This is a genomic window from Pseudodesulfovibrio cashew (assembly GCF_009762795.1).
Classification (GTDB): Bacteria; Desulfobacterota; Desulfovibrionia; order Desulfovibrionales; family Desulfovibrionaceae; genus Pseudodesulfovibrio; species Pseudodesulfovibrio cashew.
The window spans coordinates 286,067-312,315 of the sequence record NZ_CP046400.1; the positions used below are offsets into that span (position 1 = coordinate 286,067).

Here is a 26,249-nt window from a genome sequence, read left to right on the forward strand (position 1 = left end):
CCATTGGCCCAACGCTGTTTTTTGAGCGCCAAGATACACGGCGCGACCATCACCGAGGCAAACCTGGAATACCGGGGCAGTCTCTCCATAGACACGAAGCTCATGAAGACCGTGGGCATCCTGCCCTACGAGCAGGTGGACGTGTACAACCTGGACAACGGGGAGAGGCTGACAACCTACGCCATCCCCGGCGAACCGGGACAAATCTGTCTCAACGGCGCCGCCGCCCACAAGGGTGAGCCCGGACAGCGCGTCATCATCGCCACCTACGCGTGGCTCGACGAAACCGAGGCTCGCACCGGCAAGCCCCGAGTCGTCATCGCAGGCAAAAACAACGAGATCGATGAAATTCTCGAATGCGATCTCAACCCGAATTTCTAGGCGACGTACCTAGCAGTACCCCATAAGGAGGATTGTTTAATGCAGATTGAAGGCAAGTATCTCTTCACTTCCGAGTCCGTGACCGAAGGCCACCCCGACAAGGTCGCCGACCAGATTTCCGACGCCATCCTGGATGCCATCATCGGCCAGGATGAGAACGCCCGCGTGGCCTGTGAGACCCTGGTCACCACCGGCATGGCCTTCATCGCCGGCGAAATCTCCACCACGGCCTACGCCGATTTCCCGGATATCGTCCGCGCCACCATCAAGGACATCGGCTACAACTCCGCCGACACCATGGGCTTCGACTGGCAGACCTGCGCGGTCATCTCCTCCATCGACAAGCAGTCCCCGGACATCGCTCAGGGCGTCGACCGCCAGAAACCCGAAGATCAGGGCGCGGGCGACCAGGGCATGATGTTCGGTTTCGCCACCAACGAGACCCCGACCCTGATGCCCACCCCCATCTACTACGCCCACAAGCTTTCCCGCCGACTGACCTACGTGCGCAAGGAGGGCATCCTTGACTACCTGCGCCCCGACGGCAAGACCCAGGTCTGCGTCGAGTTCGACAACGGCAAGCCCGTGCGCATCGACAACGTGGTCGTCTCCTCCCAGCATGACGAGAGCATCGCCTACTCCGATCTCCAGGAAGGCATCCTGAACGAGGTCATCAAGAAGACGCTGCCCGAGGACCTGATCGACGACAGGCTCAAGACCTACATCAACCCCACCGGCCGGTTCGTCATCGGCGGCCCCGTGGGTGACTGCGGCCTGACCGGACGCAAAATCATCAATGACACCTACGGCGGTGCCGGTGCCCATGGCGGCGGCGCTTTCTCCGGCAAGGACCCGTCCAAGGTGGACCGCTCCGGCGCCTACATGGCCCGCTACGTTGCCAAGAACGTGGTTGCCGCCGGCCTCGCCGACCAGTGCGAAGTGCAGATCGCCTACGCCATCGGCGTGGCCGAACCCGTCTCCGTGGTCGTCTGCTCGCGCGGCACCGGCCAGGTCTCGGACGAGCAGCTGACCAAGGCCGTGACCGAGGTCTTCGACATGCGCCCCTACTACATCCAGGAACGCCTCAAGCTGCGCCGCCCCATCTTCCAGAAGACCACCAACTACGGCCACTTCGGTCGCGAACTCCCCGAATTCACCTGGGAGCAGACCGACGCCGTGGACGATCTCCGCACTGCCTGCAAGATCTAGCACGCGCAGAATCGTAATGCCGACGGGGCCGGGAAGCATGCTTCCCGGCCCCGTTTTTTTTGAATGGAAAGCCTCTCCCCTTCCCCCGAACCCCCATCCTCTCTCCTTTCCTAAACTCTTTAGCGCCGCTTCGCGGGGAGGCTGACGATTTTACGGATTAATCCCGGGAAAGGTATTCGTTGCGCGACAGGCCCGGGATTAATGCACACTGGAGGGTGTAGTCAGGAGATTTTCGTGAGTAATTCAAGCGGCAAAACGGAAAGTAAATGGATTACGGGCGTAGCTGCAGCCACGGAAAGATTCCTTTTTCCCTGACAATGCAGTCAGTTGAGACAATCTGCAAACGCAGCAGAAGGGTCTCGAGACGACACCAATTAGATGCGGTAGCCGTGGATATCGTCCCGGCTCAAGTCCACGCAGAGAATGAGGTGACGGCCGGTGCTGCGGTGGTAGAAAACCTGTGAGATGGTGGTGCAAAGATTGCCGGAGGCCAGGGAAATGTAGGGAGGGGAAGTGAACCGCTCAAGGCCGGCCTGGATGGGCAGGAAGTACTTCTTGAGAGAGTGGTCCGCCCCCTGGCGGGCAGGCTCGTACAGGCAGCGCTTGGACTTCTTGAGCTTGTCCGGGTTGCATAGGGTGTCGGACGTCTGCCGCCCCTTCATGTCCAGGACATAGAGGCACTCAACATTGGTGTAAGTGTCTATGAAACGTGTCAGGGAGCGGTTGATGTCCCGGGAAGGCACGTCGGCCAGGGCCTGGCACATGGTCAGGACCATGAGATTGAAATTCGAGAAGAGGCGCTTTTCCTCGGCGATGTGCCGGGTCCGGTTTTCCCGGTACTTGTCCGCCAGGGCGTCGACCTTCTTGGCCATGGCAGGAACCGCGTCCAACCCCGGGGCCGGACGGGCGAAGAAGAACCCCTGGAAAAGGTCCACCTCCTGACCGAGCAGACACATGGCCTCGGAGCTGGTCTCCACGCCCTCAGCCAGGACCAGACAGCCGAGGCGGTCCGACATCTGGACAAAGGAGCGCACCACTTCAAGCTTGTGAAACTGGCTGTCCACCCCGGAAATAAGGGAGCGGTCAAGCTTGATGATATCCGGCTTGATCAGCGGGATTCGGTCCAGATTGGAAAACCCGGCGCCCACGTCGTCCAGGGCGATGAGAAAATTCTTTTTTCGGTAGAAGCGGACGAAGTCGAGGAGCGCGTCCTGATCTTCGCACCGGGATTCGATGATCTCGATGATCACGTTGCTGGGGCTGATGCCGTAGTGCTTGACCAGCTTGAGCAGATGGTTGGAGCCCCGCGTCATGCTGTTGATGCACGTGGCGTCGATGTTCATGGAGAGCATCACCGACTTGTCGCGCCGGTGGAGGGTGGCGAAGGATTCCACCGCTTTTGTTCGGCAGGCCCGGTCCAGGGCGAGCCGGGATTCCTTGTCCCGGGCCTGCTCGAACAGCAGGGTTGGAGGTATAATATCTCCGCTTTGGGGGTCGAAGCCTCGGCTCAAAGCCTCCAGCCCGATGACGGCCTTTCTCTTGAGGGAGACCTGCGGCTGGAAGTGGGTAAGGATTGAACCGGATTCAATGATCCCCTGTAAATTTATGTCTGTAGTCAGCATCTTTCGAACCGTTTCGGCGAGTTGCCGGGAGGGGGCTGTCGAAGTTCGTTTTCCCGTTTCTCCGCCGATACAAGGCCGGGGCGGCTTGGCCGCCCCGGCACTCATATATTCTCGCAATCCGATTTTAGAGGATTCCGTCTTCTCCGGTCCGGATACGGAGGGCTTTGGCGAGTTCGGTGACGAAGATCACGCCGTCGCCTTCGCTTCCGGTCTGGCCGGCGGTCCGGATGGCGTCGATGGCCTTGGCCTCGAACTCATCGTTCACGCCGATCTCCAGGCGGACTTTCTTGAGCAGGTTCACTTCCATCTGCACGCCGCGGTAGGTCTCGGTGAACCCTTTCTGGCGGCCGGAGCCGAGGATGTTGGTCACGGACAGGGAGTAGATCTCCTTGGCGTACAAAGCCTGCTTCACGTCGTTCAGCTTTTCGGGCCTGATATATGCTATGATAAGCTTCATTTTCTTGTTCTCCTTATAATGTCTGGTAATCGAGCTTCTTGACTATTCGTTGCTGAAGAGCTGGAAGCCGTTGTAGGACTCGGAGCCGTGCTCGGCGATGTCCAGACCCTTGAGCTCCTCTTCCTTGGTGACGCGGATGCCGAAGATGGCCTTGACGATGGACATCAGGATGAAACCGGCACCGAAGGCCCAGACGAAGAAGACGCCCACGCCGAGGAGCTGCACGCCGAGCTGGGAGAACCCGCCGCCGTAGAGCAAGCCGCCGTCAACGTTGAACAGACCGCAGGCGATGGTACCCCAGGCACCACAGACGCCGTGGACAGAGGAAGCGCCGACCGGATCGTCGATCTTGAGGACCTTGTCGATGAATTCGATGGACAGGACGACCAGCACACCAGCGACCAGGCCGATGATGATGGAGCCGCCGGGAGTGACGGTGGCGCAGGGGGCGGTGATACCGACCAGACCAGCCAGGGCGCCGTTCATGGTCATGGAGATGTCCGGCTTGCCGAAGCGGAACCAGGAGATGACCATGGAGCCGAGCACGCCGGCACAGGCGGCCAGGGAGGTGTTCATGGCGATCAGGCCGATGGTGTCGTCAGCTGTGGTGGTGGAACCGGGGTTAAAACCGAACCAACCGAACCAGAGGATGAAGACGCCGAGACCGGCCAGGGGAATGTTGTGACCCGGGATAGCGTTGGCCTTGCCGTCCTCGGAGTACTTGCCGATGCGGGGACCGAGCACCATGGCGCCGGCCAGGGCGATCCAGCCACCCACGGAGTGAACGACGGAGGAACCGGCGAAGTCGCAGAAGCCGTAGGCTTCGAGCCAACCGGCGCCGTCATCGCCCAGCCACAGGGAACCCCAGGCCCAGTGACCGGAGATGGGGTAGATCAGGCCGCTGAGGATGATGGAAACCACAACGTAGCTGCCGAACTTGGTACGCTCGGCCATGCCGCCGGAAACGATGGTGGCGGCGGTGGCGGCGAACACGGACTGGAAGAACCAGAAGGTGTAGGTCCAGGAGAGGTCGCCTGCGGCAACGCCACCCAGGCCGAAGCCGGAGGTGCCGAAGAAGCCGCCGGCATCAAGGCCGAACATCAGGCCGAAGCCGAACAGGAAAAAGACGATGGAGCCGGCGGCGAAGTCCAGGAAGTTCTTCATCATGATGTTACCGGCGGATTTGGCGCGGGTGAAACCGGCCTCGACGCAGGCAAAACCGGCCTGCATGATCATAACCAGACATGCGGCTACGAGCGTCCAAAGGATGTTGGCGTTGAACTGGGTGAGGTACTCTACCTCTTCAGCGTGGGCGAGGGTCGGAGCAAGGACAGCCACTGCGGCTGCGAGTGCTATTGCGACCTTCGGGAACTTGTGGGTCGGGGACTTTCTCAAAAACATTACGGTACTCCTCCTTGAAGTGGAATGCGTTACTAACCTGAGCCCCCCTCTATCAAGACCCGTGCCAAAGTCGTTTTTTGTTGATATTGGCGTAAAATCGTTGTTCTCAGCCGATTTTACATTTGCACTTTTTAGCAATTTTGTTATTTATTACATTTTTGCAACCGATTTTTTGCCCCAAAATTGTCAATACGCACAAAATTGAAAAAATGACCGCCGGTCGCAAAAAAATAACCTGTTATGTCCTATCTAATTGAAATCGTAACAAATATAATTGTTGACACAACTTCTACCCTAGTGTTAGGTTCCCTTCACCATGAAGTTTAACACCTCTCTACCCGCATACTTTACCAACTTTTATTTTGGCTACTGGTATTCCCGCGCTCGCGGTCAGGGGAGAGGTACACTGTAAGCAAATGGCTGATTACAACTAAGAAAACCTCTTCAAGGGCCGCGGGCGAAAGCCGGCGGCCCTTGTTTTTTAAGTTGTCGTCGATCCGCCGGTCCCGGTTTGAAGAGAGAGAAAAACCTACGAGGAGAGAATCATGCACATCGGCAAGGCAATCAGGCTGGAGAGAATCGTCAACCGCAACACCGGACGCACCATCATCGTTCCCATGGACCACGGCGTGACAGTCGGCCCCATCGACGGGCTGGTGGACATGCGCGAGGCCGTTGGGCGGGTCGTCGATGGCGGCGCAAACGCAGTCATCGAGCATAAAGGGCTGGTCCGCTGCGGACACCGCGCCCAGGGCAAGGACATCGGCCTCATCGTCCACCTGTCCGCGTCCACCACGCTTTCCCCCTTCCCCAACGCAAAATCCCTGGTCGCCAGCGTCGAAGACGCCATCCGCCTGGGAGCTGACGCCGTCTCCATTCACTGCAACCTCGGCGACGAAACCGAAGCCGCCATGCTCAGCGACTTCGGCAGGGTGGCCTCCGAAGCCTCCAACTGGGGCATTCCGCTCCTGTCCATGATCTACGCCCGCGGCCCCAAGGTGAAAGACGAATACGATCCCGAAGTGGTCGCCCACTGCGCCCGCGTCGGCACCGAACTGGGCGCGGACATCATCAAGGTTCCCTACACCGGCGACATCGACACCTTCGGCAAAGTATGCGACGCCTGTTGTGTACCCGTGGTCATCGCCGGAGGCCCCAAGCTCGACAGCACAGAATCTTTCCTCCAGATGGTCCACGACTCTCTGGAAGCCGGCGGCGCGGGCCTCTCTGTCGGTCGAAACGTCTTCCAGCATGACGATCCCACCCGCCTGGTGGAGGCCCTGAACATGGTTGTTCACGGCGACGAGTCCGTGGAGACCGCCCTCAACCATCTCAAATAGTACATACGGAAACACCCCATGAAAAAAGTCATCTTCAAATCCGTTCCCTTTGACAAAAAACTCATCACCCTTGCCCTGGAATCGGGCGTGGACGCCGTGATGGTCGAAAAGGACCAGGTCAAGAACGTGCAGTCCCTGGGACGCGTCACGGTCATTACCCCTGAAGACATGCCCGTGGTCGAACTGACCAAGAAGGCGGACGAGGACGTGGCCGTCAACAAGATCAAGGCCGGCGATAACGTGGCTCTCAAGAAGGGATGGGAGATCATCCCGGTGGAAAACATCCTGGCCCAGGTGGAAAACCTGGCCCTGGAATGCGAGAACCTGGACCGCGCCATCCTGGCCGCAGGCATCCTGGAGCGCGGCTGCGACACCATCGTGGTCCTGCCCGAGGGAGCCACCGATCTCAAGCAGATCGTGGCCGAGCTCAAGCTCTCCCAGGGCAAGCTGGACCTCCAGGCCGCCACGGTCACGGCCATCGAGGCCACCGGCCTGGGCCATCGCGTCTGCGTGGACACCATCTCCATGCTCAAGCGCGGCCAGGGCATGCTCATCGGCAACTCCTCGGCCTTCTCGTTCCTGGTGCACGCCGAGACCGAGTCCAATCCGTATGTTGCCGCTCGCCCCTTCCGGGTCAACGCGGGCGCGGTGCACGCCTACGCCCAGATGCCCGGCGACAAAACCACCTACTTGGAAGAGCTGGCCGCCGGCACCGATGTGCTCATCGTCGGCGCGGACGGCAACACCAGCCTGGCCACCGTGGGCAGGGTCAAGGTCGAAATCCGGCCCATGCTGCTCATCAAGGCCGAGGTCAAGACCAAGGACGGCGTCAAGGCCGGACAGGTCTTCCTCCAGAACGCCGAAACCATCCGCGTGGTCTCCGACAAGGGCGAACCCGTGTCCGTAGTCACCCTCAAGGTGGGCGACAAGATCATGGTCAAAACCGACGAGGCCGGCCGACACTTCGGCATGCGCATCAAGGAAGAGATCAAGGAAGGATAAGATGCCTCCGGCGGCCGGGGGAAGGGGAGAAGGAAACCCTTTGAGGAGGGTTGTCCCTCTCCCCTTCCCCCGGACCCCCATCCCCTCTCCTTTCCCAAACTTTTTGGCACCGCTTCGCGGGGTGGGGGATGACATGACGAGGCACGGCTGCAAATTTTGACGGATATGTTAGGCTGGCGGAAATGAACAAGAGACCCGACCCGCCGAAGGCGCGTTAAAAAGTTTAGGAGGGTCCAGGGAACCCTTTACAAAGGGTTCCCTGGCCGTCGGAGACGCCCCGCCGGCGAGGCGCCGCCGGAGGCAACCCGCGCAAGCGGCATCCTGAAGAGAGAGAATAAAGACATGGCTGACAAGGAACAAAACGACATCCCGGATCTCGGGGAACTGCGCGAGAACATCGACGCCATCGACGATCAGATCGTGGAGCTGCTGAACAAACGCGCCGAGCAGTCGCTGGGCGTGGGCCGCTACAAGGCGGCCAAGGGCGAGGCCATCTACAAGCCGTTTCGCGAGCAGGAGGTCCTGAACAAGATCGCCGACTCATCGCCCGGCCCGCTGCCGGACAAGCACCTGCGCACCATCTACCGCGAGATCATGTCCTCCTCGCGCCACCTGCAGCGGCCGGAGCGCGTGGTCTATCTCGGCCCTCCCGGCACCTTTTCCTATTTTGCGGCCATCGAACACATGGGCAGCTCGGCCTCGCTCACGCCCAAGAGCAATTTCGAGGAGATCTTCCGCGCCGTGGCCGAAGAGGGAGCGGAACTGGGTGTCATCCCCCTGGAGAACTCCATCGAGGGCACCGTGGGCCAGGTCGTGGACCTGTTCATGAGATATAAGGTATATATCCAGGCCGAGGTCTTCAGCCGCATCAGCCACAACCTCATTTCCAACGCCACGAGCCTGGAGGACGTGGAGGTCATCTACTCCCACCCGCAGCCGCTGGGACAGTGTCGGGAGTGGCTCAAGCACAAGATGCCCGACGTCCCGACCATCTCTACGGAATCCACGGCCGAAGCCGCCGAGATCGTTTCCGGCAAGAAGGCCGCCGCGGTCATCGGCCACCGCAAACTGGCCGATCTCTACGGCATGAACATCCTGGCCGAGGCCATCGAGGACCAGCCGGACAACTGGACCCGGTTCCTGATCATCGGCGCGTCCCCCTCCCAGGAGGACCGGCGCGACAAGACAACCATCCTGTTCACCCTGCCGGACAAACCGGGCGCCCTCGCCCGGGTGCTGACCACCCTGGCCCATCAGTCCATCAACATGACCAAGCTGGAATCCCGCCCGTTCAAGGGCGAAAAATGGAAGTACGTCTTCTTCGCCGACCTGGAATGCGATTTCGGAGCCGACCGCTACGAAGATGTGCTTGAAGACATCCGGCACCAGTGCCACACGCTCAGGGTGCTCGGGTCCTACCCGACCCAGGAGGAAAGACAATGATGAAAGAACCGATCCTGATCAACGCACCGGCATCCAAGTCCCTATCCCACCGGACGCTCATCGCGGCTGCGCTGGCCAACGGCGTGTCCGAGGTCTCATCGGCCCTGGACTCCGACGACATCACCCGTACGCGCGGCTGCCTCACGGCCTGCGGCGCAACAATCGAGAAAAAGGACGGCGTACTTGTGGTCACCGGCATGGAAGACGGCCCCAAGGGCGCCAATGCCGACGGCAAGCACAAGGACGAGGAGCCCCACGAACTCTACATGCACGAATCCGGCACCACCTGCCGGCTGATGACCGCCGTGGCTGCGGCAGGGCATGGCACCTTCCGGGTTCACGGCGCGCCTCGCATGCACGAGCGGCCCATGGGAGAGCTGACCGGAGCCCTGACGACCCTGGGCTCGAAATTTCAATACGACGGCGAAAAGGGGTTCCTCCCCTTTTTCATGACCAGCAGGGGCTACACCAAGAAATCGGTGGACATCACCCTGGAGGAAAGCAGCCAATACCTCTCCGGGCTGCTCCTGGGTGCGCCCCTGGCTGGCCACGAAATCACCGTCAACGTCACCGGCAACAAGGCCGTATCCTGGCCTTACGTAGCCCTGACCCTGCGCATCATGGAGGACTTCAAGGCCGAGTTCGAGGTCCAGCTCAAGAAGAACGGCAAGTGGCAGGCCGTCCCCTGGCGCTCGGTCAAGGGTGTCACCCCGGGCAAGATCCGCTTCGTGGTACAACCCTCGGGCTACCAGCCCACGAACTACCGCGTGGAAGGCGACTGGTCCAACGCCAGCTACTTCCTGGCGGCGGGAGCCGTGGGACGCAACCCGGTGCTGATCAAGGGACTGGCCGCCGATTCCCTCCAGGGAGACCGCGCCATCATGGACATCCTGAGCCAGATGGGCGCGTCCATCCAGGTCACCTTTGACGGCATCCTGGTCGTGCCCGCCCCCCTGCGCGGCATCACCGTCGACATGAGCCGCTGCCCGGACCTGGTGCCCACCGTGGCCGCGGCCGCGGCCTTCGCGTCCACGCCGACCACCATCGAAAACGTGGCGCACCTGCGCATCAAGGAGACCGACCGGCTGGCGGCCTGCGCCGAGGAAGTGGCCCGGACCAGGACCGACACGTCCATCGTCGGCGATTCGCTGATCATCCGCCCCGGCGCCCTGCCCAGGGGGGAGACCATCGCCTTCAAGACGTACAATGACCACCGCATGGCCATGTCCATGTCCCTGTTTTCCCTTGCCGGAATGGACGTCGAGCTTGACAATCCCGCCTGTGTGGGCAAATCATTTCCCGGCTTCTGGGATGAATGGAAAAAGATCACCGGCTAGATCCCCGGAACCGGACACGACAACACCAATGAGACAATGACCGAACCAGCCCTTAAACATATCGCCATCGCCGGAGCCAACGGCTCCATGGGAGCGCTCTTCCTGGAGCGTTTCCCGGAGGCGGGGTGTTCCGTTGTCGGGCTGGCGCGTCCGTACACGGAGGACAAGCTCCGCGAGGCGCTGTCCGAATGCGACATGCTCATGGTCTGCGTGCCGGTCACGGTCATGGCGGATGTCGTGCAAACCATGCGCCCGTACCTGCCCGAGGGGTGCATCCTGGCCGACGTGGGTTCGGTCAAGGAAGGTCCCATGCGGGCCATGCTCGAAAACTACGACGGCCCGGTGGTGGGCACCCACCCGCTATTCGGCCCGGTCATTCCCGACGGCTTCCTGCCCAAGACGGCCATCGTGCCCGGCAGGGAGAGCGACAAGGAGGCGGCGGAGAAGGTCTACTCCCTCTTCGAAGCCTGCGACTACGATCCGTTCATGACCACCGCCGAAGAGCACGACCGGGCCATGGCCTTCATCCAGGGCCTCAACTTTACGTCCACCGTGGCCTTCCTGGCCGCCACCAGGGACGTCCAATCCATCAAGAATTTCGTTACGCCATCGTTCAAGCGCAGGCTGGATGCGGCACGCAAGATGTTGACCATGGACACGGAGCTCTTCGAGACCATCTCCGAGGCCAACCCCTACCTGCAGGAATCCAACCGCAAGTTCATGACGTACCTTAGCCTGGCTGCCGGCGGCGACCTCGAGTTGCTCTCCAACCGGGCCAAGTGGTGGTGGAACAGAAACATTCGTTAAGGGGTGCGGCGCTTGCCTGCACACGGATCACGGTATTTGACCGAGGCCGCACCCCAAACGGGAGCGGCCTCATTTTTTTTGAGGAGGACCAATGAAATTTACCTGAAAGTCGTATGAAAACCGGAAGAAGATAAAAGGCTGGGAAGTTATTCCCCGCCCATACCATTAAAAGAAATCACAGCGGCTTTCGATAGCGGCGCAATCGCGTAGCGAAAGGGTTAATCCTTTCTCGACGTGGCCGGGCCATCCGCCCGACACTGGCTCCACTCCCGAAAGCATGCATACGAAAGGAATACGGAATGAATAAAATTTTACTGACGCAACACGGGAAATGGCTCCCGGCCGATGTCCAGACGACCATCAGTCTGTACATGGGACTGGTGGGAGACCAGCCGGGAATCCTCCTGGAATCGGCGGAAGTCGACGGACGGCTCGGACGCTACAGCCTCCTTGCCTGGGATTACCGGCTCACCCTGCATCCGGTGGACGGCAAGTTGGTGGTGGACACCGAAGATGAACGCCTCCTCCCCCTCAAGGACCTCCAGGGCATGGACTACCTGCCCGGCATAAAAGAGGTCGTCAAACGCCTCTCCATCGAACAGCAGGCCGAAGGCGGCAACTCGCGCGACGGCCTGCCCGGCCTGACTCGGGGCCTCTACGGCTACTTCGGCTACGGCGTGGCCGGCATGTTCGAGCGCAAGCTCAAGGACGTGTGCAGGCCCGAGGACGCCGAGGCGTGCCTGGTCCTGCCCGGCCAGATGGTCCTCTTCGACCACCTCCGCCACTCCTGCTGCTACCTGAGCCTGGATGAAGGCGCCACGCCCACGCCCGCGCCCGTGCAATGGGGCGCGGACCTCACCGCTCCCGAGGCCGGGACGCCCACGGTCCACCCTGGCAAGGAGGAGTACATGGCAGGCGTGGAGAAGTGCAAGGAGCTCATCGCCGAGGGCGAGTGCATCCAGGTGGTCCTCTCCACCCGCTTCACCATGCCGGTGCCGGACGATCCGTTCAAGATCTACCGGCGGCTGCGGCAGGCCAACCCCTCCCCGTTCATGTTCTACATGAAATTCCCGGACTGCGTGTCCAAGGGCAAATCCTGCGGCACCACCCTGCTCGGCTCCTCGCCCGAGATGATGGTCCGCTCCGCCGCCGGACAGCTGGAAGTGCGTCCCATCGCGGGCACCCGCTGGAGGGGCGAGACCGAGAAGGAGGACATGCGCCTGGAGAATGAACTCCTGGCCGATCCCAAGGAACGCGCCGAGCACGTCATGCTCGTGGACCTGGGCCGGAACGACCTGGGCCGCATCGCCAAGCCCGGCTCGGTCACCGTGGAGAAATTCATGAACGTGGAGCGGTTCTCCCACGTCATGCACCTGACCTCCTACGTGGAGGCCGAGCTCAAGGACGGGCTGGACGGCGTGGACGTGCTCCAGGCCACTTTCCCGGCGGGCACCCTCTCCGGCGCGCCCAAGATCAGGGCCATGGAGATCATAGCCGACCTGGAACCCCAGGATCGCGGCCCCTATGGCGGCTGCATAGGTTGGATGGGACTGGACGACGGCGTGGTCAGTCTGGATACGGGCATCACCATCCGCTCCATGTGGATTCGCGACGGCATCTGCCACTGGCAGGCCGGGGCCGGGATCGTCTACGATTCCAACGCCGAAGCCGAATGGAACGAATGCCACAACAAGGCCCGCGTCATCCTCGAAGTCATCACCGGTAAAGGAGGCACCGATGTTTTTGCTGATAGATAATTTCGACTCCTTTACGTTCAACCTGGTCCAAGCCTTCCAGCAACTGGGGGCCGATCCCACGGTCATCCGCAACGACCGGGAAGAGGTCCTGGAGCTGGCTGAATCGGGCAAGCTGACGCGAGTATGCCTCTCGCCCGGCCCTTCCAACCCGGAGAACGCGGGCTACTGCCTGGAGTTCCTGGCGCGGCTGCCCAAGGAAATCCCGGTGCTGGGCGTCTGCCTCGGACACCAGACCCTCGGCCACTTCGCCGGGGCTCCTGTCCGGCGCGCCGACCGCATCATGCACGGCAAGACCTCCGAGGTGTACCACGAGGGCAAGGGTGTGTTCGCAGGGCTGGATTCCCCGTTCACCGTCTGCCGCTACCACTCCCTGGTGGTTCCGGCCGAGCTGGCCCCGGACCTCTTGGAAGTCACGGCCCGCACCGACCGCGACGAGGTCATGGGCATCCAGTACAAGGACCGCCCGTGGCATGGCGTGCAGTTCCACCCGGAATCCATCCTCACGCCCCAAGGCCCCAAGCTGTTGCAAAACTTCCTGAACATCAAAGGATAAGATCATGACCGTACCTGAAATTCTTGAAATACTGGCCCAGGGGAAAGCACTGACCGACCAGCAGGCCGACTTCATGTTCGGCAAGCTCATGGAAGGCGAACTGACCGAAGGACAGACCGGCGCCCTGCTCATGGGCATTCGCGCCAAGGGCGAGGACTCCACCGACCTGGCCGCGGGTGTCCGCGCCGTGGTCACGCATGCCCGGAAGATTCCCGGCTATGACGGCGAACGCTCTGAACCGGTCATCGACACCTGCGGCACGGGCGGAGACGGCCAGTGCAGCTTCAACAACTCCACGGCGGTCTCCCTGTTCCTGGCGGACATGGGCTACACCGTGGCCAAGCACGGCAACCGCGCCCTGTCCTCTTCCTGCGGTTCGGCTGACGCGCTCGAAGCCCTGGGCATCCCCCTTGAGCAGACCCCGGAAGAGGCGGCGGCAGGACTGGACAAGTACAACTTCGCCTTCCTGTTCGCCCCGGCCTACCATCCGGCCTTCAAGTTCGTCATGCCGGTGCGGCAGCAGCTCGGCATTCGGACCCTGTTCAACTTCATGGGACCGCTGACCAACCCGGCGCGCCCCTCGCACCAGCTCATCGGCGTAGGCGACCCGGAAAGGCTCCACCTCATGGGTGAAACCCTGCTGCTCACCGGTGTCAAACGGGCCCTCATTTTCTCGGGCGCGGGCGGCTTCGACGAGCTGACCACCTGGGGCGTAAACCGAGGCTATGTCATCAAGGACGGCGTCATGGAAAAGATCGCCGTCGACCCGGCCAGCCTCGGCTTCGAAGCGCACCGCCCAGAGGACGTGGTAGTGAACGGCAAGGACGACGCCGTGGAAAAACTCAAGGCCATCCTGGCCGGAGACGGGCCTGCTGCCATGATGGACATGGTGGCCCTGAATCTGGCAGGGTGCCTCCATCTCCTCGACGAGGGCTCCCTGGCCGAGTGCGCCGCCAAGGCCCGCGACGTCGTGAAAAACGGACTGCAAAAAGGAATCCCCTATGTTGGATAAATTCAGAGAGGCCAAGCAGCTCGAGATCGAGTCGCTGCGCAAGGACTTTGCGGAAGGCCGCATCCCCGCCGCCTACCAGGGCGAGCGCCCCTCGTTCGTGGACGCCATCCGGGCCAAGGGTCCGGGCGCGATCATCGCCGAATTCAAGCCGGCCAGCCCGTCCAAGGGCGTACTCGGCGAGAACCTCAACCCACTCGACTGGGCCGAGACCTACGCAAAGAACGGGGCCGCCGCCATCTCCGTGCTCACCGAGCACAAGTACTTCAAGGGCACCCCGGACTTCCTGTTCATGATGAACGGCCCGGGCGTCCCCCTGCTGCGCAAGGACTTCATATTCGACCCGCTCCAGGTGGCCATGACCGCGTCCAGTCCGGCCTCGGCAATGCTGCTCATCGCGCGCATGTGCGACGACGCCGCCCACCTGCGCCAACTGATCGAAATCGCCCGCATGCCCGGCCTTGCCCCGGTGGTGGAGATCTTCGACCAGGCCGACCTGGACATGGCCCGCGAAGCCGGAGCCGACATCATCCAGGTCAACAACCGCGACCTGGACACCCTGCAGGTGACCCTGGACCAGGCCCGCAAGTTCATCACCCAGAAGAAAGAGGGCGAACTGTGGATCTGCGCCAGCGGCGTGAACGAACGTGCCGAGGTGGAGGAAATGGCCTCCCTCGGGTATGACGCCGTGCTCATCGGCACCAGCCTGATGCGGGCCGAAAACCCCGGCGAGAAGCTCGCCGAACTGACGGGAGCAAAGTAAAATGCCACGTCCCCTGGTCAAGGTCTGCGGAATGACCCGCATGGAAGACGTCAGGCTCTGCGTGGAGCTGGGCGTGGACCTGCTCGGGTTCATCTTCCACCCCAAAAGCCCGCGCAACGTGGACCCGGCCTTTGCGGCCTCGGTTAAGACGGGCAAGACCACCAAGGTCGGCCTGTTCGTCAACCAGACGGCCGACGAGGTCATCGAGATCATGGACCGCTGCGGCCTGCACGCGGCCCAGCTGCACGGCGGGCAGGACCGCGCCTTCTGCGAGAAGGTCGGCCCGGACCGGGTAATCAAGGTCTTCTGGCCCGACACCTACGCCTCGCCTGTGGCACTGGCCCGGGATCTGGATGCCTACGCAGAGGTCTGCGGCCACTTCCTGTTCGACGCAGGCAAGACAGGCCAGGGCGGAACCGGCACGACGATCAACTTTGCATCACTGCAAGGCATTGAAATACATACACCCTGGTTCATTGCAGGTGGCATCGGCCCCGATAATGTCGACCAGGTGCTGGCCCTCAACCCTCCGGGTATCGACATCAACTCCGGAGTGGAGAGTGCGCCCGGCATCAAGGACGCTGCCAAGCTCAGGGCGGTCTTCGACCGGCTCGAGGCAATGGACGACTAGCAAAGCACGAAAAGGGCCCCGGATCGGGAAGGGAGACGATTCCCTTCCTCCGGGAGGCCCAGTAAGGATAGAATCATGAAGAAAGGATACTTCGGCGACTTCGGCGGACAGTTCATTCCCGAGCTGCTCATGCCGCCGCTCATCGAGCTGGAGCAGGCCATGGAGACCATCCTCCCCACCGAGGAGTTCCAGACCCGCTTCACCCACATGCTCAAGGAAAACGTGGGCCGCCCCTCGGCCATCACCTACTGCCCTAACCTGTCCAAGGACCTGGGCCTGGACCTCTGGCTCAAGCGCGAGGACCTCAACCACTCGGGCGCGCACAAGATCAACAACACCCTGGGCCAGGGACTGCTGGCCAAGATGATGGGCAAGGACGTGCTCCTGGCCGAGACCGGCGCAGGCATGCACGGCGTTGCCACCACCGTGGCCGCAGCCATGCTCGACATGAAGGCCGTCATCTACATGGGCGCCACAGACGTGGTTCGCCAGGCCCCCAACGTGGGCCGCATGCGCCTCATGGGCGCTGAGATCGTAGCCGTCGAGTCCGGCACCAAAACCCTCAAGGACGCCATCAACGAAGCGCTGCGCCGCTGGCTCTCCGACCAGGAGACCACCCACTACTGCTTCGGCACCGCAGCCGGGCCGCACCCCTTCCCCACCCTGGTCCGCGAATTCCAGCAGATCATCTCCAAGGAAGCGCGTCAGCAGTTCATGGACCGCAACGAGGGCAACCTGCCCGACGTGGTCGTGGCCTGCGTGGGCGGCGGCTCCAACGCCATCGGCATGTTCCACAACTTCGTGCCCGACGAGTCCGTCAAGATCGTGGGCGTGGAGGCCGCAGGCACGGGCGAGCCGGGCTGCTACAACTCCGCTCCCCTGGACCGGGGTACCGACGGCGTGCTGCACGGCATGATGACCAAACTGCTTCAGACGGAAGAGGGCCAGATCCTGCCCTCGCACTCCATCGCCCCCGGCCTGGACTATCCCGGCGTGGGCCCGGAGCATGCGGAGCTGCAAGCTTGCGGACGAGTGGATTACACGACCATCAACGACGGCCAGGCCATTAACGCCTTCAAGCTGCTGTCCAGGCGGGAAGGTATCATCCCGGCGCTGGAGTCCTCCCACGCCGTGGCCTACGCCATCGAGAACCGGGAGCAGCTGCAAGGCAAGTCCGTGCTCGTCTGCCTGTCCGGCAGGGGCGACAAGGACCTCGGCATCTTGGACGAGATTTTGTAGAGGGGCGCCTCCCCCGGCTTCCCATCCCCTTTCCCTTCCCAAAATTCTTGGCGCGCTTCGCGTCGTGAGCGGAGGGATGGCTAGGAGAGGGGAAAACTACAACGAGTTTTACCTTAGTTGGAGATAGATATGAATCCTATGCAAGTGAAGATAGAAGAGGCCAAGAGCAAGGGGAAGGTGGGGTTGATTCCCTTCCTGCCCGCGGGATTCCCGAACAGGGAACAGTTCTGGAAGGAGCTGGAGCAGTTGGACAAGGCCGGGGCATCGGTCATCGAGATCGGCATGCCCTTCTCAGACCCCGTGGCCGACGGCCCCGTGGTGGAAAAGGCCTCCCTGAAATGCCTGGAGGACGGCATCAACCTGACCTGGATCTTTGACGGGCTCAAGGAGCGCAAGGGGCAGTTCAATGCCGCGTTGCTGCTCATGGGCTACCTCAACCCGGTATACCAGTACGGACTGGACAAGTTCGGCGCTGACTGCAAGGCAGCCGGGGTCTCCGGGCTGATCATCGCGGACATGCCCCTGGAGGAATCCGACTTCGTCAAGGAAGCCATCGAGCCGCACGGTGTGGCCCTGGTCCCGCTGATCGGGCTGAACACCTCCAAGGAGCGTATGAAACTCTATTCCGACGGCGCTTCCGGCTTCTGCTACTTCGTCTCGGTCCTGGGCACCACGGGCCAGCGCGAGTCCCTGCCCGCAAAGATCAAGGAGAAGCTCAAGGAGGCCAAGGAGGTCTTCGACATCCCCATCGCCCTGGGCTTCGGCATCAAGCACCCGGACCAGCTCGCCGAGTTCGAGGGGCTCATGGACGCAGCCGTGTTCGGGTCCGCCCTGATCTCGCATATCGAGGCCGGCAATTCGAGCACACAATTCATGGAGCCATGGCAGTAAGCCACATATGACCACAAAAAATGGAACAGCCCGGCATGCCGGGCTGTTTTTTTGTGTGCGGCAACCGCCTTCCCTTATCTCCGTCTGTGCACAACTCTTCCCCAACGGCACAAAAAAACCGAAGGCCCCGTAAAGACTGGGCCTTCGGCTCTTATGCGTTTATTGCATCGTTAACTGTCGTCGTTGCTGTCACGGTTTTCGTCCTGGCTCTCCGTGATGTTTTCGTCCCACAGCCCGCAGCTGTCGGAAATACAGGAGAGGCACGGTCCGGGGTAATCCATGTTGGGCATACTTGCCTCCATTGTCGGAGTATAGGAAAGGCCGGTCAGGCGCTTGGCGGATCGGCCACAGTGTCTAATTTATCTAAATAGATAATAAGAATCATTATCAAGCTGGCAAGAGCATTACCTGGAAAATCGACAAAAAAAAGCCCGGTTGTTCCGGGCTTCGCTTTTCAACAGACTGAAACTGCTATTAAAAATTTTTCCTGCAATATTTTAGGAATTTTTGAGCCTCCACAAAGCTCGGATTGATCTCCAGGGCGGTCTCAAGATTTTTGACGCACTCGGTGTTCAAGCCCTTTTCGAAATAGACGCGGGCAAGATTGAAGTAGACGTTTTCGTCGTTGTCCACCAACTCCAGGGATTTCCGGTAATAGCGGATGGACTCGTCGTAATGGCCGTTTTTCCGCAGGCTGATGCCGAATCGGTTGAATTTCTGCCTATGTTCGAAGGAAAACGCTTCTGGCAGGCCCATGAGAGTATCGAGCACGTTCTTGAGCTTGGAGAACTCCTTCTTTTCCGAGTAGACCTCGCCCAAACCGTAGTTGGCGTCGACGTTCTTGTCGTCGATCATCAGCGCCTTGAGAAACTGCGACTCGGCCTCGTCCAGATCGCCGTTGGCAAAGGCCTCCTCACCCTGCGCCACTTTCCGCGACAGGGTTTCCAGCGCCGGGACCGTATGCAGACGGTAATAGGTGGGCTCCGGCGTGTACTGCTTGAGGAAGTCCAACCGCTTCAGTTCCGTCCGAACGCCGGACGGGACGTGGTGCTGGTTGAGAGGCTGGACCTCGAAGTTGTCGACGGACAACTGGCGAGCATACCAATAGGTTATGTTCTCGTGCTTCTCCTGGGTCCCGCCGGTACCGATGTCGGCCTGGAGCTGAAGGGAGTACACGCCGAGTATATGTGGATAATCACTCAAAATCGAATCTCCGTTAAAGAGGGATTGCGGTGGCCGGTTCAGCCCAGAGACTGTCGGCCATAGGCACCTGATTATCTATCGCAGGTACAATTGAAAATCAATTATTCATATGTACCCATGAACTTTGCCCCAGCAGACACACCCCGGGAATGCGAACCGGGGGATTGAAGAAGGCCTGAGGAGATCTCCGCGGAAGGCTCAAACTTTCGATCAGGTCATTATCAGGCAGCCAGAGAGCCCCCTTTCGGGGGCTCTACAAGGAGGAGTTGAAAACGGCGTAACGCCTTGGAGGGTTCTATCGGGAGAGGTTAATCACCGCATGGCTTCCATGGTTCGTTGAGCTTCCGGTCCTGCCCGGTCAGTTCAATTACTTCGGGGAAAACACCGCTCAGGAAGGGAGTGAAGGGATGGTATGCATAGACCACGGCCACTTCCACCAGTTGGCAGGGGCCTCCGGCGCTGCCTTCGGAACCGCTGCCGTTGGCATTGGTCGAGGGCCAGGACGTGACCGTGACCTCCTTCTCGCCGCTCAATACGGCGAGCCCATTTTCGGTGACCGAAATGATCTGGGAGACACGAGTGCCCTCCTCCTCGCCCTGACCTGTCGAAGCGAACCGGGCCCCGGACTGGGCCGCCTTCTGGATGGTCAGCCAGGAATAAAACAGGGAGCCGAACTCTATCAGGCCCATGGTCAGCACGAAGAGCAGGGGCATGACCAGGGCGAATTCGACGGAACTGACGCCCCTGCGGCGATCGGTAAAGTTGCGTTTGCTCATGTTGTCCCCCTTAGTTGAGAAGCCGCCAGCCAAGCTGCCTGCCGATCTTCTTGAACACGTCCGGAATGTCATAGACAGAGGGCGCGTCGAAGTAATGGTCGTCCGTGCCCGCCTTGCTGGAGGCGATCTGCTTCATGAGGTTGATGTCGACGTTATCGGAGGCACCGAACCGGATGGCGAAGATTTCGATGCCGGCGTCCTTGGCCGCCTGCGCCTCGGCGAGCATCTGCGTATTGAGGACGCCCCCGTCCTCGCAGTGGGACAGGTCGTCGCCCATGCGGAAATAAGCGTTGGTCCAATAGTTGTTGGGGCGGTAGTAAGCGCGGTAGGTCCCGCCGCACTCGCCGTCCTCGGTATCGCCGTCGGTAAGCACGATCATGACCTTGCGGTAGTCGTCCTTGTCGCCGCCTTCGGTATAAGGCGCTTCGGGAGTCAGCACGTGACGGCCCCACTTGATCCCCTCGGGAATGACCGTACCCGAGGAGTTGCCCGTCGCGGTCTGGCGGTTGATGGCCTCGATGACATCCGCCTTGTCTCCCGAAAGAGGCATGGTTTCCGGGATGCTGGAGCAGGTGTCCATGTCGATCCGATCGCGATAATAGTAGGGAAGCGCATAGTACTCATCCATGAAGTCTTCATGCAGCCCTGTTTCGTTGACCGAGCCATCGGCGTTGCGGCAGCCTGCATCCTGTCCGTCCACGCCTGCGCCGATACGGACCTTGCCCCGGAAGGGCACCACGCCGACCTTGGTGTCGGCAGAGGCCCCGTCGGGCATGAGCAGATCGGTCAGTTCGATGGAAGCCTCTTTGACCAGGGTAATGGGCGTGCCCTTCATGGAACCCGAGTTATCAACCACGAAGACGACCTCGAGCTTGTTGAAGCCTGCGGCTGCCGAGGCCTCGACCCACTGGTTGCCGATGCCCAAAATCTTCATGAGGACGAGCTTGACCTCGGCCTTGCCCTTGACCACCACCGAGCGCACTTCCGTGCCGGGCGTGACGGTCTCGACCTCGGCCTCAGGCATGTTCACGGCCAGCATGTCCGTGACGGCCTGGCTCACCAGCCCCTTGTCCAGATTGGGATCATAGGGCAGCTGCAGGGAACCGGCCAGGGCCGCCGCATCCACAGCGGTCTGCAGGCGGGTATGGGTCACGTACATGTTACCCATGTCGATGGCCAACCCGGCCACTCCCAGCAGTACGGGGAGCAGGAGCGCCACGATGGTGCTCATTGCGCCCCGGCGGCCCGGGTCAGGGCAGAGGCATTGTCGTCTGGGCGACGATCTGAAGAGTCTGCTGACCTGTGAGCATTTCAAGGGCATCTTCGCCAAAGGGCTGGTAGTCATATGCAACCTCGACGGTAACGGTGTTTTGTCCCGCGTCGGTGGACACGGACGTGGACAGGAATTGCGGGTCAAGTTCGTCGGTCACGGCCTTGACCAGGGCCTCGATGTCGGAGGTCTCTCCGTCCATGAGCGCGAGCCTGGCTCCTTCGCGGCTGGCTTCCACCAGGTTCGAATAGGCGTGCATGGCATTGGCTCCCTCGACCAGAAGGAGAAACAACAGCGCCACGGCCGGAAGCATCAGGGCGAATTCCACTGCCGCCAGCCCCTTTCGGGATTTGTCCGTCTTCCTCATCGCCGATCTCCTTATTTGGTTTCCTTACATGTGCGGCAAAGCGCACGGCACGGTTTAAGCAACCTATATGCCGAAGTATTCATCCAATTCACGGAAATACAATTCAACTGTCAGATTTTACTCCCAAAAAAAATTTGTGACCAAACACTTGTTTCATCCGTATTTCTTGGGTGAACCAATAAATATCTATTTTTTGTGGACACTCGGCATAAACCATGTATGCTATAGACTCAGGGAAGGATGAAGAGGAAAACCCAATGCCGGAAAAAATTCTCATAGTCGACGACGACCGCGCCTTCCAAGGCATGCTGGTGGAGGCCCTTACCGACAAGGGCTATGAGGTCGACACCGCATCCACAGCCGAGGACGGCATCAAGAAGGCGGCGAGCGCGTCCTTCGACCTGATCCTGCACGACATCAAGCTGCCGGGCATGTCCGGGCTGGATGCCCTGCCCCACCTGGCCGAGGCCGCACCCGGCGTGGACGTCATCGTCATGACCGGCTACGCCTCCAAGGACTCCGGGGTCCAGGCCATGCAGCGCGGGGCCTACGACTACTTCACCAAGCCCTTCTCCCTCTCGGAGATGGAGGTGGTCGTCCGCAGAGCCATGGAAAAGCGGCGCATGCAGGAAGAGTTGAGCGAACTCAAGAAACGCGGCAAGACCAGTCCTCTCAACGACATCATCGGTCAGTCCCCGCCCATGCTCGCCATCAAGGAGCGTATCGCCCGAGTGGCCGAACTCAACGCCGACGTCCTGATCATGGGCGAAACCGGCACCGGCAAGGAGCTGGTCTCGGACACCATCCACGCCATGAGCAAGCGGGCCAAGGGGCCTTTCATCAAGATCAACTGCGCGGCCATCCCGGAAAACCTCATTGAGAGCGAATTGTTCGGCCACGAAAAGGGCGCCTTCACCGGGGCGGCCGCGGCCAAGCAGGGCAAGTTCGAGCAGGCCAAGGGCGGCTCCATCCTGCTCGACGAACTGGGTGAGATGCCCCTGCACCTCCAACCCAAACTGCTCCGGGCCGTGGAACAAAAACAGGCCGAGCGCCTGGGCGGTACCAAGCCCATCAAATATGATGTGCGCATCATCGCCGCCACCAACCGCAACCTGGAAGAAAAAATCGAGGCCGGAGAGTTCCGCAGCGATCTATACTATAGACTGAATGTGGCCACTCTCATCCTCCCCCCCCTGCGCGAGCGCAAATCCGATCTGCCGCAACTGGCCGACTTCTTTTTGGAGCGGGCAAACCGCCGCCTGGGAACGGACATTGCGGGCATCTCGGCGGAAGCCATGGAGATTTTCTTCAACTACGATTGGCCGGGCAACGTACGCCAGTTCGCCAACGCCGTGGAACGCGCCGCCATCTTCTGCGCCTCGTCCATGATCACCGCCGCCGAGGTGGACCAGGCATTCTCCAACAAACAGCCTGAACAGGACGCCCAGCAGCAGCCCGCCCTGCCTGAAACCGACCTGCCTCTCAAGCAGGCGCTGATCCAATACGAGCGATATCTCATCGAAAACGCCCTGCGCCGGGCCGGGGGCACCCAGACCGACGCAGCCGACACTTTGGGCATCTCCGCCAAGAACCTCTGGAACAAATTACAGAAGCACGGCATAGATCCTGCACAATTCAAGTTGCGCTAGCGCCGCCCTCATATTTTCCACTTTTCGTGGAATAGTGGCGGCCCCACATGCAACCGAATACAAGGATCAGGACCGCCATGCACGACATAACCAGAGCTCCGGCCGCACGCCCGGCCGAAATCGCAGCTCACCATATCCGAACCGTTGCCGCGTCCCTGCTGGACAGCCTTTGGCGGCACCGTTTCCTGGCTGCGCTCAGCGCGGTCTACGCGCTTTTCTGCGGGCCTTTCGCCAAAATGTTCGGGGTGGAGCACCTCGTGGATTACTCCGTCGGCGGCCAAGTGGGGATTTATCTCATGATCCTGACCCTGGTCTGCTTCCTGATCCTCCACTGCCTGCGCACCCAGTGGCGTGACCGCCCAAAACGGCTCCTGCCCCATGTCGCCAAAAGTCTGAAAAACGATTTTCTCAGCTATGACAGATTGTTCCATGGCATCATCGCCATCGCCTGTCTCTATCTGCTCATGGCGGTCTTTTCGAACTACAAACGGATGATCCCGTTCGTCGTGCCCTTCCACCTGGACGCCTTTCTCCACAACCTGGACAAAACGCTTCATTTCGGCATGGAACCGTGGCGGCTGCTCCAGCCCCTGCTGGGCCATCCCCTGATCTCCTTCGCCATCAACTTCCTCTACAATATCTGGCTCTTCCTCGTGGTCATGGTCTTCTACTGGCAGGCTTTTTCACGCAAGGATCCGGCCCTGCGCATGCAGTTCCTCTCCTCCTTCCTGCTTTGCTGGGTGATCGTCGGCACGGTCGCGGCCACCCTGCTCTCCTCTGCCGGGCCCTGCTTCTACGGCCTCGTAACCAGTGGTGCCGACCCGTACGCGCCGCTCATGGACTACCTGCGCACCGCCAACGAGACCTACCCCATCTGGGCGCTGAGCATTCAGGACACCCTTTACCAAAGCTACACCCAGAGTTCGCTCACTGTGGTTTCGGGCATTTCGGCCATGCCGAGCATGCACATTTCCATCGCCACGCTCATGGCGCTGCTGGGGTGGCGCATCGGACGCGTGGCAGGATGGGGCTTCACCGCCTATTGCGGCTGCATAATGCTCGGCTCGGTCCATCTGGGCTGGCATTATGCCGTCGACGGATATGTATCCGTGATAATGACCCTCGCCATCTGGCACGCTTGCGGATGGTTCACCGGAAGAGCGTCCGGCAACGAGCCGAAGACCCTCTCCGCAACCCTGTAACGGAGGCAACATGACACGATTGCTGAAAGAGGAAAGAGGGGCGACGGCACTCGAGTACGGCTTGATCGGAGCCCTGATCGCCGTGGCCATCATGGGTGTGGTATCCACCCTGGGCCTCCAGATCCAGACCATCTTTTCAACCATCGCCACGACCATCGCAACAACTCCTTAACCCCGCGCGGTTGTTTGATCGCGAAAAGGGCTTGCCTGCCACGGCAAGCCCTTTTGTTTTGGCCTGCCCCAGACCGCCCCCGAGCTTGTCCCGGGGCCATCTGCTCAAGGACCACGCCGAGGTTCGAGCTATGGATTCATGTATTATGCAGGAGAGGGAATACAGGCCTGAGCCATACCCAGGCTCCACGATGATCATATTCAGTTAAAAACACGACAGCCTGTATCAGTGCCAGGCGGCCCATAAAGGAAATTGGAGTACACGGAAACGATGGAAGATGCCGGCCAGCCCTGGCACGCCAAAGGGAGCACGGGCCCAAGCCTCTCGGGCAATTGCTTTTGCCATTGCCAGCCCGCATGGCCAGACTCCTGAGGACTGTGGGAGAGGGGGGCAGCCCATTTTCCCGTTCTGGTGGATTGCCCCCCTCCCCATAACGAAGCCCATGGACCAATGTTATAGCGTCCAGGAGGCAGTGTTTGTTCTTCTTGAAATCATTTGATTTTCAACAATCCGCTCCCATTCTGTTCCGTAACTTCGGGGCATTCAACCAGACTTTCAGGCAGCCACTCCACAATTAATAGATGGAATTAACCTTCTGTTTTAACGGCTTTTTCTCGACGAGGTAGAATACTTCCACGCAAAAGGAGATCCACTAATAGTGGATACACAAAACCAGGCCAACCTCCCTGGTAGGCAGGCATCCGCCTATAAACTTTTTTTCACGTTTTAAATCAGCATGTTATAAAAAAAATTTTCATTTTGCAGCCATCTGGCACACCGGTTGCTTTATTCGGGGCGTGGCTGATGTGAAGAACGCGAAAACAAATTTCATCAAAAGTAGCCCGGATCGGGCAAACCGAAAAAAACCTAGGAGAGAAACAATGACCAAAATCATGAACCTCATTCGTAACGAAGAAGGCGCCACCGCTCTTGAATACGGCCTGCTCGCCGCCCTGATCGCCGCAGCGATTATCACCGCTGTGACCACCCTGGGAAGCACCGTTTCGTCCACCTTCTCTACCATTTCCACCAAGATGAGCGCCGCGATGGCTTCCTAAGCCGTCAGGTCAAATCAAGGTACTACCGTTTAACGGAAGCAGCCAGAGCAGCCGAACCGGGGCCGCGGGAAAGCAGCCCGCAGCCCCGGTTCAGTCATCCGAGGGGAAAACGGATGACGCGGCCGGAACTGGCACACATCGGGGGGAACATGAATATTCTCATCACCGGCGTGCTCGGAGCGGCGCTCCTGGTCGCCACCATCACCGACCTCAAGAGCCAGAAAATTCATAACTGGCTGACCTTTCCGCTCATGCTCACCGGCCTGATCGCGCACACGGTCCACGGCGGCCTGGACGGGCTCGCCCTGAGCGCGGGCGGCTTCGCCCTGGGGCTCGGCCTGATGATCGTTCCCTTCCTCATGGGTATGATGGGCGCGGGCGACGTCAAGCTCATGGCCGGAATCGGCGCATGGCTCGGCGTGGAAGCCACCTTCACCGCATTCCTCTTCACCTGCCTGGCCGGCGGCATCTACGCCATCGCCGTCCTTCTCATGAACTTCGCCCAGTTCAAGGCCGTCATGGCCAACCTCTGGGGAACCTTCCTCCGCTTCCTCTCCACCCACAAGTTCGACTACTCCCCGGTCAACACCGAACAGGCGCTTCCCAGGCTCTGCTACGGCGTAGCCATCGCCGTGGGCACCGTGGGCGCCCTGATCCTGAATTTCACCCAGACCGGCTCGGTCGTGGTCCGCTAGGCAAGGGGGAACCAG

General features: G+C 60.5%; 26 protein-coding genes. 19 read left to right on the forward strand and 7 right to left on the reverse strand.

Going from position 1 to position 26,249, the window contains the following annotated elements:
* The first annotated feature begins 3 nt into the window (after positions 1-3).
* Complete coding sequence (gene panD / locus GM415_RS01270; RefSeq protein ID WP_158945995.1) at positions 4-381, forward strand: aspartate 1-decarboxylase; 378 nt, start codon at positions 4-6, stop codon at positions 379-381.
* A gap of 39 nt (positions 382-420) precedes the next feature.
* Positions 421-1,590 carry a methionine adenosyltransferase gene (gene metK, locus GM415_RS01275; protein WP_158945997.1) on the forward strand — a complete coding sequence of 390 codons (1,170 nt, stop codon included), beginning with the start codon at positions 421-423 and terminating at the stop codon, positions 1,588-1,590.
* Between the two features lie 374 nt (positions 1,591-1,964).
* On the opposite strand, the gene GM415_RS01280 is transcribed toward metK, so the two are convergent.
* The 3 genes from GM415_RS01280 to GM415_RS01290 all read right to left on the reverse strand — a co-directional run bounded on the left by GM415_RS01280 (position 1,965) and on the right by GM415_RS01290 (position 5,070).
* The gene (locus GM415_RS01280) at positions 1,965-3,212 is read right to left on the reverse strand and encodes an EAL domain-containing protein (RefSeq protein WP_158945999.1); all 1,248 of its coding nucleotides are present in this window, start codon (positions 3,210-3,212) and stop codon (positions 1,965-1,967) included.
* A 124-nt stretch (positions 3,213-3,336) separates the two neighbouring features.
* Positions 3,337-3,669: a P-II family nitrogen regulator gene (locus GM415_RS01285; protein WP_158946001.1), complete on the reverse strand. Its 333-nt coding sequence runs from the start codon at positions 3,667-3,669 to the stop codon at positions 3,337-3,339.
* A 42-nt stretch (positions 3,670-3,711) separates the two neighbouring features.
* Entirely contained in the window at positions 3,712-5,070 is a 1,359-nt protein-coding gene (locus GM415_RS01290) for an ammonium transporter (RefSeq protein ID WP_158946003.1), read from the reverse strand.
* 545 nt (positions 5,071-5,615) lie between these two features.
* Here GM415_RS01290 and GM415_RS01295 point away from each other — a divergent pair.
* The 12 genes from GM415_RS01295 (at position 5,616) to trpA (ending at position 17,842) form a co-directional block, all read left to right on the forward strand.
* Positions 5,616-6,410 carry a 2-amino-3,7-dideoxy-D-threo-hept-6-ulosonate synthase gene (locus GM415_RS01295; protein WP_158946005.1) on the forward strand — a complete coding sequence of 265 codons (795 nt, stop codon included), beginning with the start codon at positions 5,616-5,618 and terminating at the stop codon, positions 6,408-6,410.
* An 18-nt stretch (positions 6,411-6,428) separates the two neighbouring features.
* Entirely contained in the window at positions 6,429-7,412 is a 984-nt protein-coding gene (locus GM415_RS01300) for a 3-dehydroquinate synthase II family protein (RefSeq protein WP_158946007.1), read from the forward strand.
* 342 nt (positions 7,413-7,754) lie between these two features.
* A complete protein-coding gene (pheA, locus tag GM415_RS01305; RefSeq protein WP_158946009.1) occupies positions 7,755-8,855 on the forward strand; it encodes a prephenate dehydratase in 1,101 nt (366 codons plus the stop codon).
* Complete coding sequence (gene aroA, locus GM415_RS01310; protein WP_158946011.1) at positions 8,852-10,192, forward strand: 3-phosphoshikimate 1-carboxyvinyltransferase; 1,341 nt, start codon at positions 8,852-8,854, stop codon at positions 10,190-10,192. The genes pheA and aroA overlap by 4 nt, the downstream gene beginning before the upstream one ends.
* Before the next feature lie 36 nt (positions 10,193-10,228).
* Positions 10,229-10,999 (forward strand): prephenate dehydrogenase, encoded by a 771-nt coding sequence (locus GM415_RS01315; protein WP_158946013.1) that lies wholly within the window; start codon positions 10,229-10,231, stop codon positions 10,997-10,999.
* 299 nt (positions 11,000-11,298) lie between these two features.
* Positions 11,299-12,756: an anthranilate synthase component I family protein gene (locus GM415_RS01320; RefSeq protein WP_158946015.1), complete on the forward strand. Its 1,458-nt coding sequence runs from the start codon at positions 11,299-11,301 to the stop codon at positions 12,754-12,756.
* Positions 12,737-13,309 (forward strand): anthranilate synthase component II, encoded by a 573-nt coding sequence (locus GM415_RS01325; RefSeq protein WP_158946017.1) that lies wholly within the window; start codon positions 12,737-12,739, stop codon positions 13,307-13,309. Before GM415_RS01320 ends, GM415_RS01325 begins: the two co-directional genes overlap by 20 nt.
* A 4-nt stretch (positions 13,310-13,313) precedes the next feature.
* The gene (gene trpD, locus GM415_RS01330) at positions 13,314-14,321 is read left to right on the forward strand and encodes an anthranilate phosphoribosyltransferase (RefSeq protein WP_158946019.1); all 1,008 of its coding nucleotides are present in this window, start codon (positions 13,314-13,316) and stop codon (positions 14,319-14,321) included.
* A complete protein-coding gene (locus GM415_RS01335) occupies positions 14,311-15,081 on the forward strand; it encodes an indole-3-glycerol phosphate synthase TrpC (RefSeq protein WP_158946021.1) in 771 nt (256 codons plus the stop codon). The genes trpD and GM415_RS01335 overlap by 11 nt, the downstream gene beginning before the upstream one ends.
* Position 15,082: 1 nt before the next feature.
* The gene (locus tag GM415_RS01340; RefSeq protein ID WP_158946023.1) at positions 15,083-15,712 is read left to right on the forward strand and encodes a phosphoribosylanthranilate isomerase; all 630 of its coding nucleotides are present in this window, start codon (positions 15,083-15,085) and stop codon (positions 15,710-15,712) included.
* 75 nt (positions 15,713-15,787) lie between these two features.
* Entirely contained in the window at positions 15,788-16,951 is a 1,164-nt protein-coding gene (gene trpB / locus GM415_RS01345; protein WP_158946025.1) for a tryptophan synthase subunit beta, read from the forward strand.
* A gap of 129 nt (positions 16,952-17,080) precedes the next feature.
* A complete protein-coding gene (gene trpA / locus GM415_RS01350; protein WP_158946027.1) occupies positions 17,081-17,842 on the forward strand; it encodes a tryptophan synthase subunit alpha in 762 nt (253 codons plus the stop codon).
* 474 nt (positions 17,843-18,316) lie between these two features.
* Here trpA and GM415_RS01355 read toward each other — a convergent pair whose 3' ends face one another.
* From GM415_RS01355 to GM415_RS01370, 4 genes are all read right to left on the reverse strand, one after another.
* On the reverse strand, positions 18,317-19,045 hold the full coding sequence (locus tag GM415_RS01355) for a tetratricopeptide repeat protein (RefSeq protein WP_158946029.1): 729 nt from the start codon (positions 19,043-19,045) through the stop codon (positions 18,317-18,319).
* 308 nt (positions 19,046-19,353) lie between these two features.
* Entirely contained in the window at positions 19,354-19,821 is a 468-nt protein-coding gene (locus tag GM415_RS01360; RefSeq protein WP_158946031.1) for a TadE/TadG family type IV pilus assembly protein, read from the reverse strand.
* A gap of 10 nt (positions 19,822-19,831) precedes the next feature.
* Positions 19,832-21,052: a pilus assembly protein TadG-related protein gene (locus GM415_RS01365; RefSeq protein ID WP_158946033.1), complete on the reverse strand. Its 1,221-nt coding sequence runs from the start codon at positions 21,050-21,052 to the stop codon at positions 19,832-19,834.
* Between the two features lie 19 nt (positions 21,053-21,071).
* Positions 21,072-21,458: a TadE/TadG family type IV pilus assembly protein gene (locus tag GM415_RS01370; protein WP_158946036.1), complete on the reverse strand. Its 387-nt coding sequence runs from the start codon at positions 21,456-21,458 to the stop codon at positions 21,072-21,074.
* A 257-nt stretch (positions 21,459-21,715) separates the two neighbouring features.
* Between GM415_RS01370 and GM415_RS01375 the strand changes: the two genes are divergently transcribed.
* From GM415_RS01375 to GM415_RS01395, 5 genes are all read left to right on the forward strand, one after another.
* The gene (locus GM415_RS01375; protein ID WP_158946038.1) at positions 21,716-23,107 is read left to right on the forward strand and encodes a sigma-54-dependent transcriptional regulator; all 1,392 of its coding nucleotides are present in this window, start codon (positions 21,716-21,718) and stop codon (positions 23,105-23,107) included.
* Between the two features lie 47 nt (positions 23,108-23,154).
* Entirely contained in the window at positions 23,155-24,309 is a 1,155-nt protein-coding gene (locus tag GM415_RS01380; RefSeq protein WP_158946040.1) for a phosphatase PAP2 family protein, read from the forward strand.
* 10 nt (positions 24,310-24,319) lie between these two features.
* Positions 24,320-24,481, forward strand: coding sequence for a Flp family type IVb pilin (locus GM415_RS01385; RefSeq protein WP_158946042.1), 162 nt, complete (start codon positions 24,320-24,322; stop codon positions 24,479-24,481).
* Between the two features lie 881 nt (positions 24,482-25,362).
* Positions 25,363-25,539, forward strand: a complete 177-nt coding sequence (locus tag GM415_RS01390; protein ID WP_158946044.1) for a Flp family type IVb pilin — start codon at positions 25,363-25,365, stop codon at positions 25,537-25,539.
* Between the two features lie 149 nt (positions 25,540-25,688).
* Positions 25,689-26,234: an A24 family peptidase gene (locus GM415_RS01395; protein ID WP_158946046.1), complete on the forward strand. Its 546-nt coding sequence runs from the start codon at positions 25,689-25,691 to the stop codon at positions 26,232-26,234.
* Positions 26,235-26,249: the final 15 nt, after the last annotated feature.

What these genes read in the sequence shown, in the direction of transcription:
- GM415_RS01300 (WP_158946007.1), top strand. Translation starts at nt 6,429, where the DNA reads ATGAAAAAAGTCATCTTCAAATCCGTTCCCTTTGACAAAAAACTCATC.
- GM415_RS01285 (WP_158946001.1), bottom strand. Translation starts at nt 3,669, where the DNA reads ATGAAGCTTATCATAGCATATATCAGGCCCGAAAAGCTGAACGACGTG.
- GM415_RS01390 (WP_158946044.1), top strand. Translation starts at nt 25,363, where the DNA reads ATGACCAAAATCATGAACCTCATTCGTAACGAAGAAGGCGCCACCGCT.
- GM415_RS01290 (WP_158946003.1), bottom strand. Translation starts at nt 5,070, where the DNA reads ATGTTTTTGAGAAAGTCCCCGACCCACAAGTTCCCGAAGGTCGCAATA.
- aroA (WP_158946011.1), top strand. Translation starts at nt 8,852, where the DNA reads ATGATGAAAGAACCGATCCTGATCAACGCACCGGCATCCAAGTCCCTA.
- GM415_RS01375 (WP_158946038.1), top strand. Translation starts at nt 21,716, where the DNA reads ATGCCGGAAAAAATTCTCATAGTCGACGACGACCGCGCCTTCCAAGGC.
- GM415_RS01365 (WP_158946033.1), bottom strand. Translation starts at nt 21,052, where the DNA reads ATGAGCACCATCGTGGCGCTCCTGCTCCCCGTACTGCTGGGAGTGGCC.
- GM415_RS01380 (WP_158946040.1), top strand. Translation starts at nt 23,155, where the DNA reads ATGCAACCGAATACAAGGATCAGGACCGCCATGCACGACATAACCAGA.
- GM415_RS01395 (WP_158946046.1), top strand. Translation starts at nt 25,689, where the DNA reads ATGAATATTCTCATCACCGGCGTGCTCGGAGCGGCGCTCCTGGTCGCC.
- GM415_RS01280 (WP_158945999.1), bottom strand. Translation starts at nt 3,212, where the DNA reads ATGCTGACTACAGACATAAATTTACAGGGGATCATTGAATCCGGTTCA.
- trpD (WP_158946019.1), top strand. Translation starts at nt 13,314, where the DNA reads ATGACCGTACCTGAAATTCTTGAAATACTGGCCCAGGGGAAAGCACTG.
- metK (WP_158945997.1), top strand. Translation starts at nt 421, where the DNA reads ATGCAGATTGAAGGCAAGTATCTCTTCACTTCCGAGTCCGTGACCGAA.
- GM415_RS01295 (WP_158946005.1), top strand. Translation starts at nt 5,616, where the DNA reads ATGCACATCGGCAAGGCAATCAGGCTGGAGAGAATCGTCAACCGCAAC.
- GM415_RS01325 (WP_158946017.1), top strand. Translation starts at nt 12,737, where the DNA reads ATGTTTTTGCTGATAGATAATTTCGACTCCTTTACGTTCAACCTGGTC.
- trpB (WP_158946025.1), top strand. Translation starts at nt 15,788, where the DNA reads ATGAAGAAAGGATACTTCGGCGACTTCGGCGGACAGTTCATTCCCGAG.
- GM415_RS01385 (WP_158946042.1), top strand. Translation starts at nt 24,320, where the DNA reads ATGACACGATTGCTGAAAGAGGAAAGAGGGGCGACGGCACTCGAGTAC.
- GM415_RS01360 (WP_158946031.1), bottom strand. Translation starts at nt 19,821, where the DNA reads ATGAGCAAACGCAACTTTACCGATCGCCGCAGGGGCGTCAGTTCCGTC.
- GM415_RS01315 (WP_158946013.1), top strand. Translation starts at nt 10,229, where the DNA reads ATGACCGAACCAGCCCTTAAACATATCGCCATCGCCGGAGCCAACGGC.
- GM415_RS01340 (WP_158946023.1), top strand. Translation starts at nt 15,083, where the DNA reads ATGCCACGTCCCCTGGTCAAGGTCTGCGGAATGACCCGCATGGAAGAC.
- GM415_RS01335 (WP_158946021.1), top strand. Translation starts at nt 14,311, where the DNA reads ATGTTGGATAAATTCAGAGAGGCCAAGCAGCTCGAGATCGAGTCGCTG.
- pheA (WP_158946009.1), top strand. Translation starts at nt 7,755, where the DNA reads ATGGCTGACAAGGAACAAAACGACATCCCGGATCTCGGGGAACTGCGC.
- GM415_RS01320 (WP_158946015.1), top strand. Translation starts at nt 11,299, where the DNA reads ATGAATAAAATTTTACTGACGCAACACGGGAAATGGCTCCCGGCCGAT.
- GM415_RS01370 (WP_158946036.1), bottom strand. Translation starts at nt 21,458, where the DNA reads ATGAGGAAGACGGACAAATCCCGAAAGGGGCTGGCGGCAGTGGAATTC.
- trpA (WP_158946027.1), top strand. Translation starts at nt 17,081, where the DNA reads ATGAATCCTATGCAAGTGAAGATAGAAGAGGCCAAGAGCAAGGGGAAG.